The sequence below is a fragment of the Streptomyces solitudinis genome (assembly GCF_036323765.1).
Classification (GTDB): Bacteria; Actinomycetota; Actinomycetes; order Streptomycetales; family Streptomycetaceae; genus Streptomyces.
On sequence record NZ_JAZDCW010000007.1, the window covers coordinates 189,770 to 206,661 of the forward strand.

A 16,892-nucleotide genomic window follows, 5' to 3' on the forward strand; every position below is an offset into this window, starting at 1 on the left:
CCACTTGGCCCATATGTATACCCCCTGGGGGTAAGAAGCAAGTCGGTCGGAGTGCTGCTCCCCTTGCTACCCCGGGGGGGTATGATTGGGTGGCATGAAAACGTTCCGCGGCACCGCACTCAGAACCGCCGCCTTCGTCCTCGCCCTGGCCGCCGTCTTCGCCGCCGCCCACGCCGTCGGACGGGCCCTCGACCCGCTCGCCCCGGCGCCCGGCCGCACCTCCGCGCCGGGCAGCACGCACAGCGGTACCCCCCACCCGTAGGGGCGGACCCCGCAGAGCGGGCGGGGCCGGTGCCGCGGGGCTCAGGAGGCCGTCGTGACCAGGACGGGGGTGAGGACGGCCATGCAGAGGGCCGACTGGACCTCCCCGATGACCGCGCGCACCGCGGGCGTCGCCCAGTGGCCGCGGGTCAGCTCGTCCAGACGGCGCCCGGTGTGCTCCTCGTCCGCGCCGGGGAAGGCCGTCCGGTGCAGGCCCGCGCCGTGGACGAGGGCCAGCAGGGCGGCCGTGCGCTCGTCCGGCTCCACGCCGTCGTGCACGACGGCCGTCAGCTTCAGGCGCAGCTTCCGCTCGACGGAGCCGTCCGTCTCCGGGTAGCGCGAAGAGCCGGGGAAGACGCCCAGCACCCTGCGGTGCTCCTCGCGGACGAGGCCGTGCGCGAGGAGCCCGGCCCGCGCGGCCTCCGCGCTCTCGCGGGCGAGCGCCCCGATCCAGTGCCGGGCACCGCGCGGCCTGCCGCTGCCGTGGATCCGGATGAGCGCCGCGTCCAGCGACTGCACGCCGAGCGGGGTGGCGTCGCGGACGACGACCCGGCCGCCGTCCGAGCCGTCCGAGCCGTCCGGGCTTTCCGTGCCGGGCGGGGCCCCCGTGCCGTCCCCGCCGGCGGTGGCGCGTCCGCCGATGGTGACGCGTCCGGACATCGCCAGCTCCAGCAGCGCCGCGCCCGCCGTCGCGTACGGCACGCGGTGCGCCTGCCGGGCGGTGCCCGTCTCGTCGTCGAGGTTCAGCAGCATGAGCTGCTCTCCGAGCGTGGTGTCGAGTGCCGTGCCCACTGTCGTCCCTCTCGCCGGTGGTACCGCGTGGGTGTGACACCTGCCCGGATCCGGCCGCATCAGGCCCCCGGGGCCGCCGTTATGGAGCCGCGGCCCCGGGAGGTGTACACAGGAGGCGTGGCCGACGCAGATGAGAGTGGACGGGAGCGTGTCGCGGCGGAGGCCCTCGCCCAGTCCCCCCTGATGTTCCTCGCGCTGGAGGGGCCCGAGCTGCGGGTGGCCCTCGTCAACGCGGCGGCGCGCGCCCAGCTCGGCGGCGGCCGGGCCCTGGAGGGCGTGCCCGTGCGGGAGGCCGTGCCCGAGGCCGCGGGCCAGCAGCTGTCCGAGATGGCCGAGCACATCTACGCCACCGGGGAACCGGCCTTCGGCCGGGAGTGGCGGATGTTCCTGGACGCCGACGGGGACGGCGCCCCGACGGAGTTCTACAACGACTTCACCGGCGTGCGCTGGCGCTACCCGGACGACTCGCCGCGCGGGGTGATCCTCGTCGGCCGCGACGTGACGGACGGCGTCCGCGCGCGCCGGGAGCGGCGGGCGGAAGCGGCCCTGCGGGCGCGCCCGGTGCCGGTCGCCGCCGAAGCGGTGCGGGAGTTCCAGCGGGCGCTGCTGCCCGACCGGCTGCCCGTGCTGCCGGGCCTGGAGGTGGCCGCCTGCTACCTGGCGGCGGGCGGCGGGCACGAGGCGGGCGGCGACTGGTTCGACGCGCTCGTGCGCGAGGACGGCGGGCTCGCCCTCGTCGTCGGCGACGTGGTGGGTCACGGGGTGCGCGCCGCGGCCGTGATGAGCCGCCTGCGCACCGTCCTGGCCGAGCGGCTGACCGGCGGCGAGGACCTGCCCGCCGCGCTGGCCGGTACCGGGCGCCTGGCCGTGCGCACGCCCCGCGCCCCGGGCAGACCGGACGCGTACGGGGCGACGGTGTGCGCGGCGCTGGTCGACCCGTCCACCGGGGCCGTGCGCTACAGCACCTGCGGCCACCCGCCGCCGCTGGTGCTGCGCGCCGACGGCTCGGCGGCCTACCTGTCCCCCTCGGGCGACGGCCCGCTGGGCACCGGCGGCGAGCCCCGGACGGCCACGGCGGCGCTCGGGCCCGGGGACGCCCTGCTGCTGTTCTCCAACGGCCTGGTCGAGCGCCCGCACCGCCCCTGGCGGGACCGGCTCGGCCTGCTGGCCACCGTCGCCCGCGACGCCGTCGCCGGACGCGGGTTCCTGCGGGCGCCGCAGGAGACGGCGGCGGCCCACGTCGCCCGCGTCGTCGTGGACGTGCTCACCCGCGACGGCTGCCCGGACGACGTGACGGCCCTGCTGGTGCGGCGCCGGGCCGGTCCGCCGCCCGCCCTCGCGGTCCGGCTCTCCGGCGGACGCGGCGGGCTCGCCCGGGTGCGGGACGGCGTGGACGCGTGGGCGCGGGAGGCCGGGGCGGACCAGGAGGACCGGTACGCCCTGACGCTGGCCGTCAGCGAGGCCGTCACCAACAGCGTCGAGCACGGCTACGGGGGCGGCGGGGCGCCGCCGGGCCCGCCGCGGGTGGTGGTGGACGGCGTGATCGGGGCGGACGGCACGGCCCGGCTGACGGTCACCGACGAGGGCCGGTGGCGGGACCCTCCCACCGACCCCGGATACCGGGGCCGGGGGCTGGCCATGGCCGGGGACGCGCTGGAGGAGCTGGTCGTGGAGCCCGGTGCGCACGGGACGCGGGTGCGGTTCGCGCGCCGCCTGGGCCGCCCGCCGGTGCTGGGTCTCGCGCTGGACCCCGTCGCCGGTGGGGCGGGATGGCCCGGGCCCGGCGGGACGGGCGGCGGCTCCGGGCAGCCGGCCGGCGCCGCGTTCTCGGCGTGGCTGGAGCCGGGGCCGGAGGCGGGGGCGGGGGCGGGGGCGCACGCCGAGGCGGACGCGGACGCGCGGTCCGCGGCGCAGGCGGCGGGCTCGGCGGACGGGCCGGTGGTGCGGGTGTCGGGGCCGGTGGACGCCGGGGACGCCGACCGGCTGGCGTCGCTGCTGGGCCGGGCGGGCCGGGCCGGGCTCGTCCCGCTCACCGTGGACCTGTGCGGGGTCACCCATCTGGGCAGTTCCGCGGTGCGGGTCCTGCACGCCGCGTCGGCCGTCCGGCTCCGCGCGGTGCCGGGCGGCTCCACCGCGTTCGTCCTCGACCTCGTCGGCCTGCCGTGGGACCCGCCCGCCGCGGGGCGGGAGCGGTGACGGGGCGGCGGGGCGCCGGGCGGGCGCGGGGCGGCGCCGACGGGGGCACGGCGCAGTGACGAGAGGGGCGGGCGTGGCGCGACACGAGACCGCGTGCCGAACCCTCACCGAACTGGAACGAATGCCTCACGGGCCCGCCCGCGATGCGCTGTTACAGTGACGAGGAAGCCCCCCGAGTTAAGCAGCTAGCTCGCGGAAGGAAGCGAACCGGGCCGCCCCCGTGCCCGGTCACGCACCGTTAACCCCCCGAGGGACATCCGTGAGCAGCGACATGGTCGGAGAGTTCGTCTACCGGCTGACCAGCGACACGTGGAGCTGGTCGGACAGCATGTACCGCCTGTACGGCTTCGAGCCGGGTGAAGTGACTCCCAGTACCGCGCTGGTTACCGCGCACCTGCCGGGCGACGACCGTGAGCGCGTGCTGGAGCTGTTCGCCGACGCCCTGCGCGGCGCGGGCACCCCGGTGTCCGTGCTGCACCGCATCGAGACGTCCGACCGCGAGCGCACCGTCGTCACCCTGGTGCACCGGGCCACGGACACCGGCGCGCCGCCGGAGCTGCGCGGCTACACCTCGGACGTCACCGTGCACGTCAACCGGGCGGCCACCCGCAAGGCCGACCAGGACGTCAAGGCGGCCATCGACGGCCACAGCGTCGTGGACCAGGCCATCGGGGTGCTCATGCTCGCGCACGGCGTGGACAACGACACCGCGTTCAGCCTGCTGCGCTGGTTCTCGCAGCACACCAACACCAAGCTGCGCACCCTCGCCGAACGGCTCGTGGAGGGCGCCCGCACCCGGGTGGACCTGCCCGCCGAGACGGCGCAGGCCCTGGACAGCGTCCTCAGCGACGCCACGCTCACCGAGGCGGCGCAGCCCGCGGGCGCCCCGCGCCGGGACGAACTGCACACCCGCCTGGCGGCCGAGGGCGACGAGGCCCTCCTGCGGGTGCGCGGCCCGGTGGACCTGGCGGGCACCCCCGTCTTCGCCGAGGCGCTGGGCGAGCTGTCCGGCGCGGCGCACCAGGGCCGACGGCTCGTGGTGGACCTGAGCGACGTGACGTACCTGGCGTCGGCCGCGGTGGCCGAGCTGCACCGCTTCCAGCACCACGCCGAACGCCGGAACCGCGACGTCAAGATCGTGCCGCCCGCACGGCTGCCGGACTCGGCGGCTTTGTACCTTCCCCTGTAACCGCTGAACGGAGATCATCACACCATGGCTTCCTCGCAGGAGAGTGCACCGGTCGGTTTCGAGGCAGGAAACGCCGGAACGGACATCGGGACGGACCCGGCGGCGACGGTCGTCGCGGCCCGGTACGAGCAGGACGGCGCACACGTCGTCATCGTGCGGGGCGAGGTGGACATCGACGCCTCGGGCGTACTCCGCCACGCCCTCGAAGAGGGGGTGAAGACGGAGACGAAGTGCGTCGTCGCGGATTTCGCGGGCGTCACGTTCTGCGACTCCACGGGCCTCAACGTGCTGCTCCAGGCCCACCTCGCCGGGGACGTGCGCGTCGCGGCGCCCACGGCGGCCGTCAGACGTCTGCTGGAGGTGAGCGGCGCGGACGGGGTGCTCCAGATCTACCCGTCCGTGGCGGAGGCCATAGCGGCCGGCTGACACGTTCCGGGCGGCCGTGGCGGCACACGGCGACGGTGGGGCGGTTCCGCTGACAAGCGGAGCCGCCCCACCGTCGATTTCCGGCCGCCGCGCGCGGGTGCGCGACGGGGTGCCTGTGACAGGCGTGCGCGGACGGGCGTGGCCGGCCGTGCGGACGCCGCTGCGGGCGTGCCCCGCGCCCGGCCGTGCGCCCGCACAGCCCCGTCCCGCGCACGGCCGCGCGCCCGTACGGCCGGGTGGCCGTACGGGCGCGAGGAAAGGGGCGGAGGCGGCGGGTGCCGCCGTGCCGGGTCCGTCAGAAGCGGCACGGGGCGGACCCGCGTCACCGGTCCGTCAGCAGGCCCTCCCGCAGCTTGCGCAGGGTCCGCGACAGCAGACGTGAGATGTGCATCTGGGAGAGCCCCAGCTCCGCGCCGATCTGCGCCTGCGTCATCTCCTGCCCGAAGCGCATCTCCAGGATGGTCCTCTCCCGGTCCTCCAGTTCGGCCAGGAGCGGCTGGAGCGACTGGAAGTTCTCCACGCCCTCCAGCGCCGGGTCGATCTCGCCCATGCGGTCGGCGACGGACGGGCCGGAGCCGTTCTCACCGGAGTCGTCGTTGGTCGCGTCCAGCGAACCGGCGGTGTAGCCGTTGCTGGCGACCAGGCCCTCGATGACCTCGTCCTCGGAGAGCTGGAGGCGCTCGGCCAGTTCGGCGGTGGTGGGGGCGCGGCCGAGGCGCTGGGACAGGTCGTCCGTGGCCTTCGCCAGGTCGATCCGCAGCTCCTGGAGCCGGCGCGGCACCCGGACGGACCAGCTCGTGTCCCGGAAGAACCGCTTGATCTCGCCCATGATGTAGGGCACGGCGAAGGTGGTGAACTCCACCTCGCGCTCCGGCTCGAAGCGGTCGATCGCCTTGATCAGACCGATCGTGCCGACCTGGATCATGTCCTCCATCTCGCCGGCGCGGTTGCGGAACCTGCGGGCCGCGTAGCGCACCAGGGAGAGGTTGATCTCGATCAGGGTGTTGCGTGCGTACTGGTACTCCGGCGTGCCCTCCTCCAGGCTCTGGAGCCTGGAGATGAACAGCCGGGTGAGGTCGCGGGCATCCTTGGGCGCCACGGTCTGTGCTTCCTCGACACAGGGGAGACCGGCCTCGGTGGCGACGGCCGCGTCGTCCGCTCTGGTCGCGTCCTCGTGTGCCGGTACCGCTGTCGCTGTCTTGCCGGCGGTTGCGGTGATGCTCACGAAACCCCTCCCTCTGGGATGCCATCGACGGACAGCGGTGCGTCTACCCACGACTCATGCGCGCACTCCAAAAAACTTGTGGCCTTTTCGTTACCACCCCGCAGGCAACCTCGCGCGAGCGGCGTTTTGCCTGGTCGGAGGCGGTTTACGGGTGCCGGGTGACGTCATGCCGGTGGGAGGAAACGGGTGTGGGGGGCCGATCGGGGCCGGGAGCGGGCTGGTGCGGGTCAACCGTCCGGTCGTTCACTCGTTCGGGCGCTTCGGGCCGCTCGTCCCGGGCCGTTCCAGTCCAGGCACAGAACGGTGGCGTCGTCCCGCACGTGGCCTTCGCAGGCTTCGGTGACCGCGGCGACGAGAGCGCGCACGACCTCGCGCGGGTGCCCGTCGGCGGTGGCCCGGAGGAGGCCGGGCAGGTCCACGGTCTGCGCCTGGCGCTCCTGCATGCCGTCGGTGTAGAGCACGAGGCGGTCGCCGGGGCGCAGGTCGACGTCCTGCACCTCGTACGGGCCCTGCTCGGGGACGCCGAAGGGCAGGTTCACGGTCAGGCTCACCTCCTCGACCTTGCCGTCGCGCAGCCGGAGCGGCCAGGGGTGACCGGCGTTGACGAGCCGGGCGCCGGTCCCGTCCAGGGCGATGCGCAGCATCTGGCCGGTGGCGAAGGTCCGCCGGCCGTGGTCGCGGAGGGCCTGGTGGGTCTGGCGGGCCTGCTCGGCCAGGTCCGCCCCGGCACGGCGGGCACCGCGGGAGGCGTTGACGAGGAGGGTCGCCATGAGCGAGGCGTCGACGTTGTGGCCCATGGCGTCGGTGATGGACAGGTGCAGGCTGTCGTTGTCGAGGGAGTAGTCGTAGGTGTCACCGGCGATGTCGGAGGCCGGGACCAGGGCGCCGGCGAGGGCGAACTCGGCGGCGTCGCACGAGGCCGCCGACGGCAGGAGCTGGCGCTGGATCTCCGCGGCCAGGCTGACCGAGGTGGTGCGGTTGCCCCAGTGGTAGAGATCGGTGAACCGGCGGTCGGTGACGATGATGTACGCCAGTGCGTGCGCGGCGTCCTCGACCTGCTCCAGCACGTCCGGCGCGACCCGCGGCAGGGACAGCTCCAGGACGCCGATGGCGTCGCCGCGGTTGGTGACGGGGGCGAGCACCCGCTGCCCCTGCCCGCCCTCCGGGGGCAGCACCAGTTCCTGGGTGCGCAGCACCTCGTCGTAGACGCCGCTGCCGGCGAGGGGGACCTGCTCGGCGTGGTGCCCCTGCCGCGCGGCCGTCTTCTCACTGACCCGCAGCAGCCGCCGTCCGACGATGTCGACGAACAGGAACGACACGGACCGCGCGCCGAACCGGTCGCGCAGGTTGCGCGCCACGACATCCAGGGAATCCACCGGTGCGGCCTCCTCCGCCGCCGCCAGCACCTCCGCCAGTCCGATCCGATCACGCCGCACACGAGCCTCCCTGGGTTACAGGCCCTCCTTCCCTCCGGCACGGCAGGCATCACAGCGGAATGCCCGTCCCGGCACGGACGCGCCCGGGCGCGCGAGCCGGTCACATCCGTGCGGACACCCGTCCCGGTGCTGCCACCGGCCCACTGTCCCCGGGTCCGGGCGGCCCGGGGCGGGAGGGGCGCGGAGGCGTGCGCTCCCGGGGCATCCGCGTACCCGCCCGCGGCCGGGGACGGGCGCGCCACCCGGGACGCCGTCGCACCCCGGCTCGCGCGCTGTGCGCGAGCCGGGGCATGAGATCCGGCCAGATCACCGGATATTCATGTTTCGCCGGTGCCGCCTCACGGGCAGGGAAGGTCCTTGTGCGCCCTGTGGCCCGCCACCGCCGGACGGCTCCGCCACGGTCCGCGCTGGTTCCGCCACGGTCCGCCGCTCGTCGGCCCACCGCTCCGGAAGGGAGTTCCATGGACACCGCCGTGCAGGACACCGACCCCGAACCCGGACGCACGCCGCGCGGCGCGGACACCGCCGTCCTGTCGGAAGCCGAAGCCGAGTCGTACATCGGCGGCATCTGCTTCAAGACGGGACCGCCGCGCCGCGTCGGCGTCGAACTGGAATGGCACGTACGCGACCGGGACGACCCGGCCCGCGCCGTGCCCGGCGAGCGGCTGGACGCCGTCCTCGCCCCGCTCCTCGCCCCCGGCGCACTGCCGGGCGGGAGCCGCATCACCCGGGAACCCGGCGGCCAGCTCGAAGTGAGCAGCGCACCGGGCGACTCGCTGACCGACTGCGTCACCCTCGCCGCCGCCGACCTCGCCGTCGTCCGGCAGGCACTGGCCCCGGCGGGAGCCGTCCTCCACGGCGGCGGCCTGAACCCCTTTCGCACCCCGCCCCGCGTCCTGGACCACCCGCGCTACCGCGCCATGGAAGCCCACTTCGACCGGCACGGCCCCTGGGGCCGGGTCATGATGCGCTCCACCGCCGCCGTCCAGATCAGCCTGGACGCCGGTGACGACGGCGACGGGCCGACCGGCTACCGGCACCGCTGGCGCCTCGCCCACCGGCTCGGGCCCGTGCTCGTCGCCGCCTTCGCCAACTCGCCCACCTGGCGCGGCAGGGAGACCGGCTGGGCCTCCACCCGGCAGCGGGTGTGGTCCCGCACCGACCCCGCCCGCACCCGCCCCCCGCACCCCGAGGCGCCACCGCGCGAGGAGTGGGCCCGCTACGCGCTGGACGCGCCGCTGCTGTGCCTGCGCCGCGGCGAGGAGGACGGCCGCGCCGACTGGAGCGCCCCGCCGCGGCTCACCTTCCGGAACTGGCTGCGCGGCGGGTACACCGAACGCCCGCCCACCCGGGCCGACCTCGACTACCACCTGAGCACCCTCTTCCCGCCGGTACGGCCCCGCGGCTGGCTGGAACTGCGCATGATCGACGCCCAGCCCGGCGACGGCTGGCTCGCCGCGCTCGCCGTCGCCGCCACCCTGCTGGACGACCCGCGCGCCGCCGCCGCGGCCGACGCCGCCACGCGACCGCTCGCGGAACGGACGGCCGGGCCCGGACTGTGGCTCCGGGCGGCCCGGCACGGCCCGGCGGACCCGCTGCTGGGGCCCGTCGTACGGGAGTGCGTGGACGCCGCCGAGTCCGCCCTCGCCGCCGGGGTGCCGGACAGCCCCGCGCACCGCGCCGTCGCCGAGTTCGCCGAGCGCCACACCCGGCGCGGCCGCTGCCCCGCCGACGACCAGCGCCGGGACGGCCCCGGCCCCGGCACACCCCGCCCCGACGCACCCCGAGGAGCCCTGTGATGTCCGCGATCCCCGCCGAGCCGCACGTCACCGAGGCACCGCACCAGCCGCCGGAGCCGGACGTGCGCGAGCGGGCCCGCGCCGCGCTCACCGCCGCCCGGTCCCGCACCCTCGCGCTCACCGACTGCCTGGACGAAGCCGGGCTGACCGCCCAGCACTCCCGGCTGATGTCCCCGCTGGTGTGGGACCTGGCCCACATCGGCAACCAGGAGGACCAGTGGCTGGTGCGCGCCGCGGGCGCGGGTCCCGGCGTGCGGCCGGACCTCGACCCCGTCTACGACGCCTTCCAGACCCCGCGCGCCGACCGGCCCGCCCTGCCGGTGCTGCCGCCGGACGCCGCCCGCCGCTACCTCGCCGAGGTCCGCGAGCGGGCCTTCGAGGTGCTGGAGAACGTCCCGCTGGACGCCGCCGGGCCCACCGCCGACGGGAGCCGTGGCGGTGACGGTGGCTGGGCCGGTGCCGGGAACGGGCGCGGGCTCACCGACGCGGGCTTCGTCTTCGGCATGGTCGCCCAGCACGAGCAGCAGCACGACGAGACGATGCTCGCCACCCACCAGCTCCGCCGCGGCCCGGCCGTCCTGCACGCGCCGCCGCCCCCGGCCGCACCGGACGGGCCGCTGCCGCCCGAGGTCCTCGTCCCCGCGGGCCCGTTCACCATGGGCACCGACACCGACCCGTGGGCGCTGGACAACGAGCGCGGCGCGCACCGGGTGGAGGTCCCCGCGTTCTGGCTGGACACCACCCCCGTCACCAACGCCGCCTACACCGCGTTCATCGAGGACGGCGGCTACGAGGAACCGCGCTGGTGGCACCCCGAGGGCTGGACCTACGTCCGCAGCGCCGGGCTGGGCGCCCCGCTGTTCTGGCGGCGCGAGGGCACGGCGTGGACGCGGCGCCGCTTCGGCACCACCGTCCCCGTCGCGCCGGAGCAGCCCGTGGTGCACGTGAGCTGGTACGAGGCGGACGCCTACGCGCGCTGGGCCGGACGGCGGCTGCCGACGGAGGCCGAGTGGGAGAAGGCCGCCCGCCACGACCCGGCCACCGGGCGCTCCCGCCGCCACCCGTGGGGCGACGCCGCGCCCACCCCCGGCCACGCCAACCTGGGCCAGCGCCACCTGGAGCCCGCCCCGGCCGGTGCCTACCCGGCGGGCGCCGCGCCCAGCGGCGCCCGGCAGCTCCTGGGCGACGTGTGGGAGTGGACGTCCTCGGGCTTCACCCCCTACCCGGGCTTCGCCGCGTACCCGTACGACGAGTACTCGAAGGTGTTCTTCGGGCCCGAGTACAAGGTGCTGCGCGGCGGGAGCTTCGGCACGGACGCGGTCGCCTGCCGCTCCACGTTCCGCAACTGGGACTATCCCGTCCGGCGGCAGATCTTCGCCGGGTTCCGCACGGCCCGCGACGCCGCGGCGGGCGAGGGGGCGGCCGCCTGATGTGCCGTCACCTGGCCTACCTCGGCCCGCCCGTGCCGCTGTCCCGGCTGCTCACCGAGGTGCCCAACGGGCTGTACGAGCAGTCCTGGGCGCCGCGCCGCCAGCGGTACGGCACCGTCAACGCGGACGGCTTCGGCGTCGGCTGGTACCCGGCCGGTCAGGGCGAGCGGCCCGCGCGCTACCGCCGGGCCGTGCCGATCTGGGCCGACGGGAACCTGCCCGACCTGGCCCGCGCGGTCACCAGCCACGCCGTCCTGGCCGCCGTGCGGGACGCCACACCCGGCACGAGCCAGGACGAGGGCGCCGCCGCGCCCTTCGCCGCCGGGCCGTGGCTGTTCAGCCACAACGGCGCCGTGCCCGGGTGGCAGACGCTGCCCGACGACCTCGGACCGCGCCCGTCGGCCGCCGACCTGCTCGGTATGGAGGCGCGCTGTGACTCCGCCCTGCTGTGGACGCTGGCCCGCCCCCGGCTGACGGCCGGTGAGCCGCCCGGTGACGTCCTGGCCGACCTCGCGGTGCGGACGGCCGCCGCGCGCCCCGGGGCCCGGCTCAACCTGCTGCTCACCGACGGGCGGACCATCGCGGCCACCCGGCTGGGGGACAGCCTGTGGTACCGGGCGGACGCGGACGGCGTGGTCGTCGCCTCCGAACCGGACGCCTCGACGGGGTGGCGGGAGGTGCCGGACGCCTCGCTGCTGCTGGCCGCGCCCGACGCCGTCCGCACCACGCCCCTCCCGCCCGTCCGTCCGGCGCCCGCGCCCGCTTCCGCCCCCCTGCCCGCGTCCGGGAGACCCGCCCCGGCCCCGCCCACGCCGCCCGAGAGGACCCGCGCGTCATGACCGGCTCCACCGCCTCCGACCGCTTCACGCTCACCCGCCGCCTGCCCGCCGACCACCTCGCCGACGCGCTGCGGGCGGACGTGCTCAAGGGACTCACGGGGCGTCCGAAGACGCTGCCGCCCAAGTGGTTCTACGACGGCCGGGGCAGCGAGCTGTTCGAGGAGATCACCCGGCTGCCCGAGTACTACCCGACGCGGGCCGAGCACGAGATCCTCCAGCGGCGGTCCGGGGAGATCGCCGCGGCCTCCGGGGCCCGCACCCTGGCCGAGCTGGGCTCGGGGTCCTCCCGCAAGACCCGCCTGCTGCTGGACGCGTTCACCGCCCTGGGCACGCTCACGTGCTACGCGCCGCTGGACGTCAGCGAGGACGCCCTCGCCGAGGCGGGCCGGGCGCTGACCGCCGACTACCCGGGGCTCACCGTCACCGCCGCCGTCACCGACTACGAGGTGGACCTCACGCTGCCGGGCGGGGCACCGAGGCTCGTCGCCTTCCTGGGCGGCACGCTCGGCAACCTGGACGCCGCCGGGCGCCGCGCCTTCTACGCCGCCCTGCGTCCGCAACTGCGCCCCGGGGACGCGCTGCTGCTCGGCGTGGACCTGGTGAAGGAGCCGGACGTGCTGGTGCCCGCGTACGACGACGCGCGGGGGGTGACCGCCGAGTTCAACAAGAACGTGCTGCGGGTGCTCAACCGGGGGCTGGACGCCCGCTTCGACCCGGACGCCTTCGACCACCGTGCCCTGTGGAACGCGGCGGAGGAGCGGATCGAGATGCGGCTGCGGTCCCGGTTCGCCCAGACGGTGCCGGTGTCCGCGCTGGACCTGACGGTGGAGTTCGAGCGCGGTGAGGAGCTGCGCACGGAGATCTCGGTGAAGTTCCGCCGCGAACCGCTGACAGCCGAACTCGCGCACGGCGGTTTCGCCACCCGGCACTGGTGGACGGACGAGGGCGGGCGCTTCGCCGTCCTCATGGCCGAACCCGCCGGCTGACGGGCGGCCGGTCAGCGGGCGGGCGGCGGTCGGCGGGCGGCGGCCCGCCGACCGGGTCACGGGCGCGGACGGCGTCGCCCGAACAGCGCAGTCGAACGGGACACGGCGGACATCTCACCTCAGCCTGGAAGCACCAGGTACACCCGGGACGGGGAGGCGGGTCGCCCGCCACGCCCGGCGTGCACCTCGCTCGCAGGAGGTGCCGAAATGCCGCAGGTGCAGGTCTACGTGTCCCTTCCGCTACCGGTCGACGAAGTCTTCCGCTTCCTCGCCGACGGCCGGAATCTGCCCCGCTGGCACTCGGGCGTGACGGAGATCAGGGGCACCGACCCCTTCGCCGCCAGCTCCGGCACCGGGTGCGTCTACCGGTACCGCTTCCCCGGACGGCACCGTGACTTCCGGCTGGAGTGCTGCACCTTCGAACCCGACTGCCGCATCGGCTACCTGGGCCAGCGCATGTGGACGCCGCTGGGCAGCCAGGTGCCGCGCTACGACTTCCGGCTCTGGCCGCAGGGCGCGGGCTGCCGGGTCGGCGTCCAGGTCACCTCGTGGCTGACCGGCGGCATGCTGGCGCTGTGGCCCGTCGTCGCGCTGGGCTGGCGGCGCGACCTGCCGGACGACGCCCAGCGGCTGTTCGCGGTGCTGACGGGTTCCGACGACCGCGCTGACGTGGGCTTCGACCCCGGACCCGGCGTCATCGGCCCGCAGCCCCGCCGCCGCTTCCGCCTCCCGGCCACGCGCTGAGCGCCGGGCGGCCGGACCCGGCCGCGGACGCCGGACCGGTCACGGCGCCGGACGGGCGGCGCCGGACACCGCGCGGCGCCGGGCGCCGCCGGATCGCGGTGCCCGGCGCCGCGCGGGAGCGGACGGCGCTCACCGCACCAGCGGGTCCAGACGCAGCGGGCGGACCCGGCCCTCCATCATCGCCGCGAGGCCGCTCACCGCGCCGCCCGCCGGATCGTCCGCCAGGTGCACCGCCATCGACGTCGCCCGGCGCAGCCCGTCCTCCAGGCCCGGCAGTCCCGCGCTCCCGCCGGCCAGCACGACGCCCCGGTCCGCGAGGTCGGCCACCAGATCGGGGGCGCAGCGGTGCAGGACGCGCCGGATGGCGTCGAGCAGGGTGCCGTAGGGGCCCTCCACCGCCGCGCGCACCTCACCGGGGTCGACGGCGGCCGTGCGGGCGAGACCGCTCGCCGCGTCCCGGCCGTGCACCACCAGCGTCCCGCCGTCCGGGGCCCCCTCGGCGGCCTCCGCCATCAGACGGCGCACGGCCGCCGAGGGCAGCGCCACCTCGTAGCGCCCGCGCAGGTGCTGGGCGACGGCCCGGCTCACACTCTCGCCGCCCACCGGCACCTTCTCCGCCGCGACGATCGCGCCCAGCGACAACACCGCCACCTGGGTGCACTCCGCGCCGCACACCACGATCATCGTGGCCTCCGGCCGCTCCACCGGCAGCCCGCAGCCGACGGCGGCGGCGACGAGGGTGTCCACCAGCTCCACCCGCCGGGCGCCCAGCCCGGCGAGGGTCTGCACGGCGGCGCGCTGGGCCAGCGGCTCGGCGTCGTGCGGCACGCACATGGCCGCCCGCAGCATCGGCCGCCGCCGCCACGTGCCGCGCACCCGGTCGCCGACCATGGCGCGCAGCATCCGCTGGGCCATCTGCACGTCGCTGACCGTGCCGTCGGACACCGGGCGGAGCACGGTGATGTGGTCCGGCGTGCGGCCCGTCATGCGCGCGGCGGGTGCCCCGACGGCGATGAGCGCCCCGGAGCGGGTGTTGACGGCGGCCACGGACGGCTCGTCCACGACGAGACCGGCCTCCCTGACGTACACCCGGGTCCGGTCGGCACCCAGGTCCACTGCGACGGTGCAGCGGCGCAGTTGCTCGTAGCTGAAGTTCACGGCGCTTCTCCCGCGCGACGGTGGTGGTGGTCCCCCTCATCGTGGGCGGGCGCCGCGCCCGCGGCCCGCCGGGCTGGGCCGGACGGGCGAGCGGCGGCCGGGAGGGCCCGGCCGCCGGCTGAGCGCCCGTCAGGCGCCGGGGACGAGCACCTCGGCGGGCGCCTGCGCGGGGCCCGCGCCGTCCGACGCGCTGAACTGCGTGCGGTGGAGCTGCTCGTAGCGTCCGCCCAGCGCCAGCAGTTCCTCGTGGGTGCCGCGCTCGACGACGCGGCCCTGCTCGAGCACCAGGATCTGGTCGGCCTGGCGGACGGTGGACAGCCGGTGCGCGATGACGAGGGCCGTCCGCCCGGCCAGCGCCTCGCCCAGCGCCTCCTGCACGGCCGCCTCCGAGGTGGAGTCCAGGTGCGCGGTGGCCTCGTCCAGGATCACCGCGCGGGGGCGGGCGACCAGCAGCCGGGCGATCGTCAGCCGCTGCCGCTCCCCGCCGGAGAGCCGGTAGCCCCGTTCGCCGACGACGGTGTCCAGGCCGTCCGGGAGCGAGGCGATCAGCTCGTCCAGCCGGGCGCGGCGCAGCGCGTCCCACAGCTCGTCCTCGGTGGCGTCCGGGCGGGGGAGCGTGAGGTTGGCGCGGATGGTGTCGTGGAAGAGGTGGCCGTCCTGGGTGACCATGCCGACGGTGTGCCGCAGGGAACGGGCCGTCAGGTCGCGGACGTCCACCCCGCCGACGCGCACCGCGCCCGCGGTGGTGTCGTACAGCCGCGCCGCGAGCTGGGCGATGGTGGACTTGCCCGCGCCCGAGGAGCCGACCAGCGCCACGAGCTGCCCCGGCTCGGCGCGGAAGGAGACGCCGTGGAGCACCTGCTCCCCGCCCCGGGAGTCCAGCGTGGCGACCTCCTCCAGCGAGGCCAGCGAGACCTCGTCGGCGGCCGGGTAGGCGAAGTCCACCGCGTCGAACTCCACCGAGGCCGGTCCGTCCGGGACGGCGGTGGCGTCCGGCTTGTCGGTGATGAGCGGCTTGAGGTCCAGCACCTCGAAGACGCGCTGGAAGCTGACGAGCGCGGTCATGACCTCCACGCGGGCGCTGGCCAGGGCGGTCAGCGGGGCGTAGAGGCGGGCCAGCAGCAGCGCCAGCGTCACGACGGTGCCCGCCGACAGCGAGCCGGTCGTCGCCAGGTGCCCGCCGAGCCCGTAGACGAGGGCGAGGGCGAGCGCCGAGACGAGCGTCAGCGCGGTGACGAAGGACATCTGGAGCATCGCGGTGCGCACGCCGATGTCCCGCACCCGTCCGGCCCGCCGGGCGAACTCCGCCGACTCCTCCTCCGGGCGTCCGAACAGCTTCACCAGGGTGGCGCCGGGGGCCGAGAAGCGCTCGGTCATCTGGGTGCTCATGACCGAGTTGTGGTTGGCGGCCTCCCGGGAGAGCTGCGCCAGCCTGGTGCCCATGCGCCGGGCGGGCAGCACGAACAGGGGCAGCAGCGCGAGGGCGAGCAGCGTGATCCGCCAGGAGAGCTGGAGCATGACGCCGAGCGTCAGCAGCAGCGTCACCATGTTGGAGACGAGCCCGGACAGGGTGTCGCTGAACGCGCGCTGCGCGCCGATGACGTCGTTGTTGAGCCTGCTGACCAGGGCGCCGGTGCGGGTCCTGGTGAAGAAGGCGACGGGCATGCGCTGGACGTGGTCGTAGACGGCGGTCCGCAGGTCGAGGATGAGTCCTTCGCCGATGCGCGCGGAGAGCCAGCGGGTCAGCAGGCCGATGCCCGCCTCGGCGAACGCGATGAGCGCGATGACGGCGGCCAGCCGCACGATGACGCCGGAGCCCTCGGAGCCGGTGATGGCGTCCACGACGCGTCCGGCCAGCAGCGGGGTGGCCACCACGAGCACGGCGGTGACGGTGCTGAACGCCAGGAACAGGCCGATCAGCCGCCGGTGCGGCCGGGCGAAGACGAGCACGCGGCGCAGGGTGGCGCGGGAGAAGGGCCGCTTGTCCTGCGTGGCGTGGCGCGCGTTGTACATCGCGTTCCACGCCGTGATCTCCATGGACATGTGCCTGCCTCCAGCCAGTCGTGGACCCCGTAGCACCGACGGTAGGAGTTGAACCAGACTTCACGTCAAGCGTGCTCCTCACGCGGCGTCCACGGCGCGGCCACCGTGCGTGCAGGGCGGCGGCACCGCGCGTCCACGGCGGGAGCGTGCGGGCGCGGACCGGGCGCGGACCGGAGGCGGACCGGGCACGGAGGGCGCGGAGAACGGAGGACACAGCGGGCGGGGCGCGGACGGAACCTCGCGGGCCCGGCTCGCGTCTACCCGGGTACACGGCTCGTTGCGCCTTCCACGTATCTCAGCGGGTAGCCGCCCCGCGACGCGCTGTCGTGCACGTGCATACGCACCTGCACATGCAAGTGAACGACGTT

General features: G+C 75.9%; 14 protein-coding genes. 9 read left to right on the forward strand and 5 right to left on the reverse strand.

From position 1 onward, the window contains the following. The first annotated feature begins 94 nt into the window (after nucleotides 1–94). The gene (locus tag V1J52_RS19465) at nucleotides 95–262 is read left to right on the forward strand and encodes a hypothetical protein (RefSeq protein WP_330141167.1); all 168 of its coding nucleotides are present in this window, start codon (nucleotides 95–97) and stop codon (nucleotides 260–262) included. Between the two features lie 41 nt (nucleotides 263–303). Here V1J52_RS19465 and V1J52_RS19470 read toward each other — a convergent pair whose 3' ends face one another. Continuing rightward, on the reverse strand, nucleotides 304–1,053 hold the full coding sequence (locus V1J52_RS19470) for a GOLPH3/VPS74 family protein (RefSeq protein WP_330141168.1): 750 nt from the start codon (nucleotides 1,051–1,053) through the stop codon (nucleotides 304–306). A gap of 117 nt (nucleotides 1,054–1,170) precedes the next feature. On the opposite strand from V1J52_RS19470, the gene V1J52_RS19475 reads away from it, so the two are divergent. From V1J52_RS19475 to V1J52_RS19485, 3 genes are all read left to right on the forward strand, one after another. Continuing rightward, the gene (locus V1J52_RS19475) at nucleotides 1,171–3,249 is read left to right on the forward strand and encodes a SpoIIE family protein phosphatase (RefSeq protein ID WP_330141169.1); all 2,079 of its coding nucleotides are present in this window, start codon (nucleotides 1,171–1,173) and stop codon (nucleotides 3,247–3,249) included. Nucleotides 3,250–3,508: 259 nt separating this feature from the next. Next, complete coding sequence (locus tag V1J52_RS19480) at nucleotides 3,509–4,438, forward strand: ANTAR domain-containing protein (RefSeq protein WP_330141170.1); 930 nt, start codon at nucleotides 3,509–3,511, stop codon at nucleotides 4,436–4,438. Between the two features lie 24 nt (nucleotides 4,439–4,462). Next, nucleotides 4,463–4,864 (forward strand): STAS domain-containing protein, encoded by a 402-nt coding sequence (locus tag V1J52_RS19485; protein WP_330141171.1) that lies wholly within the window; start codon nucleotides 4,463–4,465, stop codon nucleotides 4,862–4,864. A gap of 322 nt (nucleotides 4,865–5,186) precedes the next feature. On the opposite strand, the gene V1J52_RS19490 is transcribed toward V1J52_RS19485, so the two are convergent. Next, nucleotides 5,187–6,083 carry an RNA polymerase sigma factor SigF gene (locus tag V1J52_RS19490; RefSeq protein WP_330141260.1) on the reverse strand — a complete coding sequence of 299 codons (897 nt, stop codon included), beginning with the start codon at nucleotides 6,081–6,083 and terminating at the stop codon, nucleotides 5,187–5,189. Nucleotides 6,084–6,316: 233 nt separating this feature from the next. Then, the gene (locus V1J52_RS19495; RefSeq protein ID WP_330141172.1) at nucleotides 6,317–7,525 is read right to left on the reverse strand and encodes a PP2C family protein-serine/threonine phosphatase; all 1,209 of its coding nucleotides are present in this window, start codon (nucleotides 7,523–7,525) and stop codon (nucleotides 6,317–6,319) included. Between the two features lie 461 nt (nucleotides 7,526–7,986). On the opposite strand from V1J52_RS19495, the gene egtA reads away from it, so the two are divergent. The 5 genes from egtA (at nucleotide 7,987) to V1J52_RS19520 (ending at nucleotide 13,323) form a co-directional block, all read left to right on the forward strand. Then, on the forward strand, nucleotides 7,987–9,324 hold the full coding sequence (egtA, locus tag V1J52_RS19500; protein WP_330141173.1) for an ergothioneine biosynthesis glutamate--cysteine ligase EgtA: 1,338 nt from the start codon (nucleotides 7,987–7,989) through the stop codon (nucleotides 9,322–9,324). Beyond that, on the forward strand, nucleotides 9,324–10,754 hold the full coding sequence (egtB, locus tag V1J52_RS19505; RefSeq protein ID WP_330141174.1) for an ergothioneine biosynthesis protein EgtB: 1,431 nt from the start codon (nucleotides 9,324–9,326) through the stop codon (nucleotides 10,752–10,754). Before egtA ends, egtB begins: the two co-directional genes overlap by 1 nt. Then, nucleotides 10,754–11,593 carry an ergothioneine biosynthesis protein EgtC gene (gene egtC / locus V1J52_RS19510; RefSeq protein ID WP_330141175.1) on the forward strand — a complete coding sequence of 280 codons (840 nt, stop codon included), beginning with the start codon at nucleotides 10,754–10,756 and terminating at the stop codon, nucleotides 11,591–11,593. The genes egtB and egtC overlap by 1 nt, the downstream gene beginning before the upstream one ends. Continuing rightward, nucleotides 11,590–12,579, forward strand: coding sequence for an L-histidine N(alpha)-methyltransferase (gene egtD, locus V1J52_RS19515; protein ID WP_330141176.1), 990 nt, complete (start codon nucleotides 11,590–11,592; stop codon nucleotides 12,577–12,579). The genes egtC and egtD overlap by 4 nt, the downstream gene beginning before the upstream one ends. 207 nt (nucleotides 12,580–12,786) lie before the next feature. Next, on the forward strand, nucleotides 12,787–13,323 hold the full coding sequence (locus V1J52_RS19520; protein WP_330141177.1) for an SRPBCC family protein: 537 nt from the start codon (nucleotides 12,787–12,789) through the stop codon (nucleotides 13,321–13,323). A gap of 129 nt (nucleotides 13,324–13,452) precedes the next feature. Here the strand turns inward: V1J52_RS19520 and V1J52_RS19525 are convergent, their stop codons facing one another. Continuing rightward, nucleotides 13,453–14,481, reverse strand: a complete 1,029-nt coding sequence (locus V1J52_RS19525) for a rod shape-determining protein (RefSeq protein ID WP_330141178.1) — start codon at nucleotides 14,479–14,481, stop codon at nucleotides 13,453–13,455. Nucleotides 14,482–14,610: 129 nt separating this feature from the next. Continuing rightward, nucleotides 14,611–16,524 (reverse strand): ABC transporter ATP-binding protein, encoded by a 1,914-nt coding sequence (locus V1J52_RS19530; protein WP_330141179.1) that lies wholly within the window; start codon nucleotides 16,522–16,524, stop codon nucleotides 14,611–14,613. Nucleotides 16,525–16,892: the final 368 nt, after the last annotated feature.

Bases quoted from the DNA above. Each gene is read 5' to 3' on its own strand.
- V1J52_RS19465 (WP_330141167.1), top strand. From the start codon at position 95: ATGAAAACGTTCCGCGGCACCGCACTCAGAACCGCCGCCTTCGTCCTC.
- V1J52_RS19485 (WP_330141171.1), top strand. From the start codon at position 4,463: ATGGCTTCCTCGCAGGAGAGTGCACCGGTCGGTTTCGAGGCAGGAAAC.
- egtA (WP_330141173.1), top strand. From the start codon at position 7,987: ATGGACACCGCCGTGCAGGACACCGACCCCGAACCCGGACGCACGCCG.
- egtB (WP_330141174.1), top strand. From the start codon at position 9,324: ATGTCCGCGATCCCCGCCGAGCCGCACGTCACCGAGGCACCGCACCAG.
- egtC (WP_330141175.1), top strand. From the start codon at position 10,754: ATGTGCCGTCACCTGGCCTACCTCGGCCCGCCCGTGCCGCTGTCCCGG.
- egtD (WP_330141176.1), top strand. From the start codon at position 11,590: ATGACCGGCTCCACCGCCTCCGACCGCTTCACGCTCACCCGCCGCCTG.
- V1J52_RS19520 (WP_330141177.1), top strand. From the start codon at position 12,787: ATGCCGCAGGTGCAGGTCTACGTGTCCCTTCCGCTACCGGTCGACGAA.
- V1J52_RS19530 (WP_330141179.1), bottom strand. From the start codon at position 16,524: ATGTCCATGGAGATCACGGCGTGGAACGCGATGTACAACGCGCGCCAC.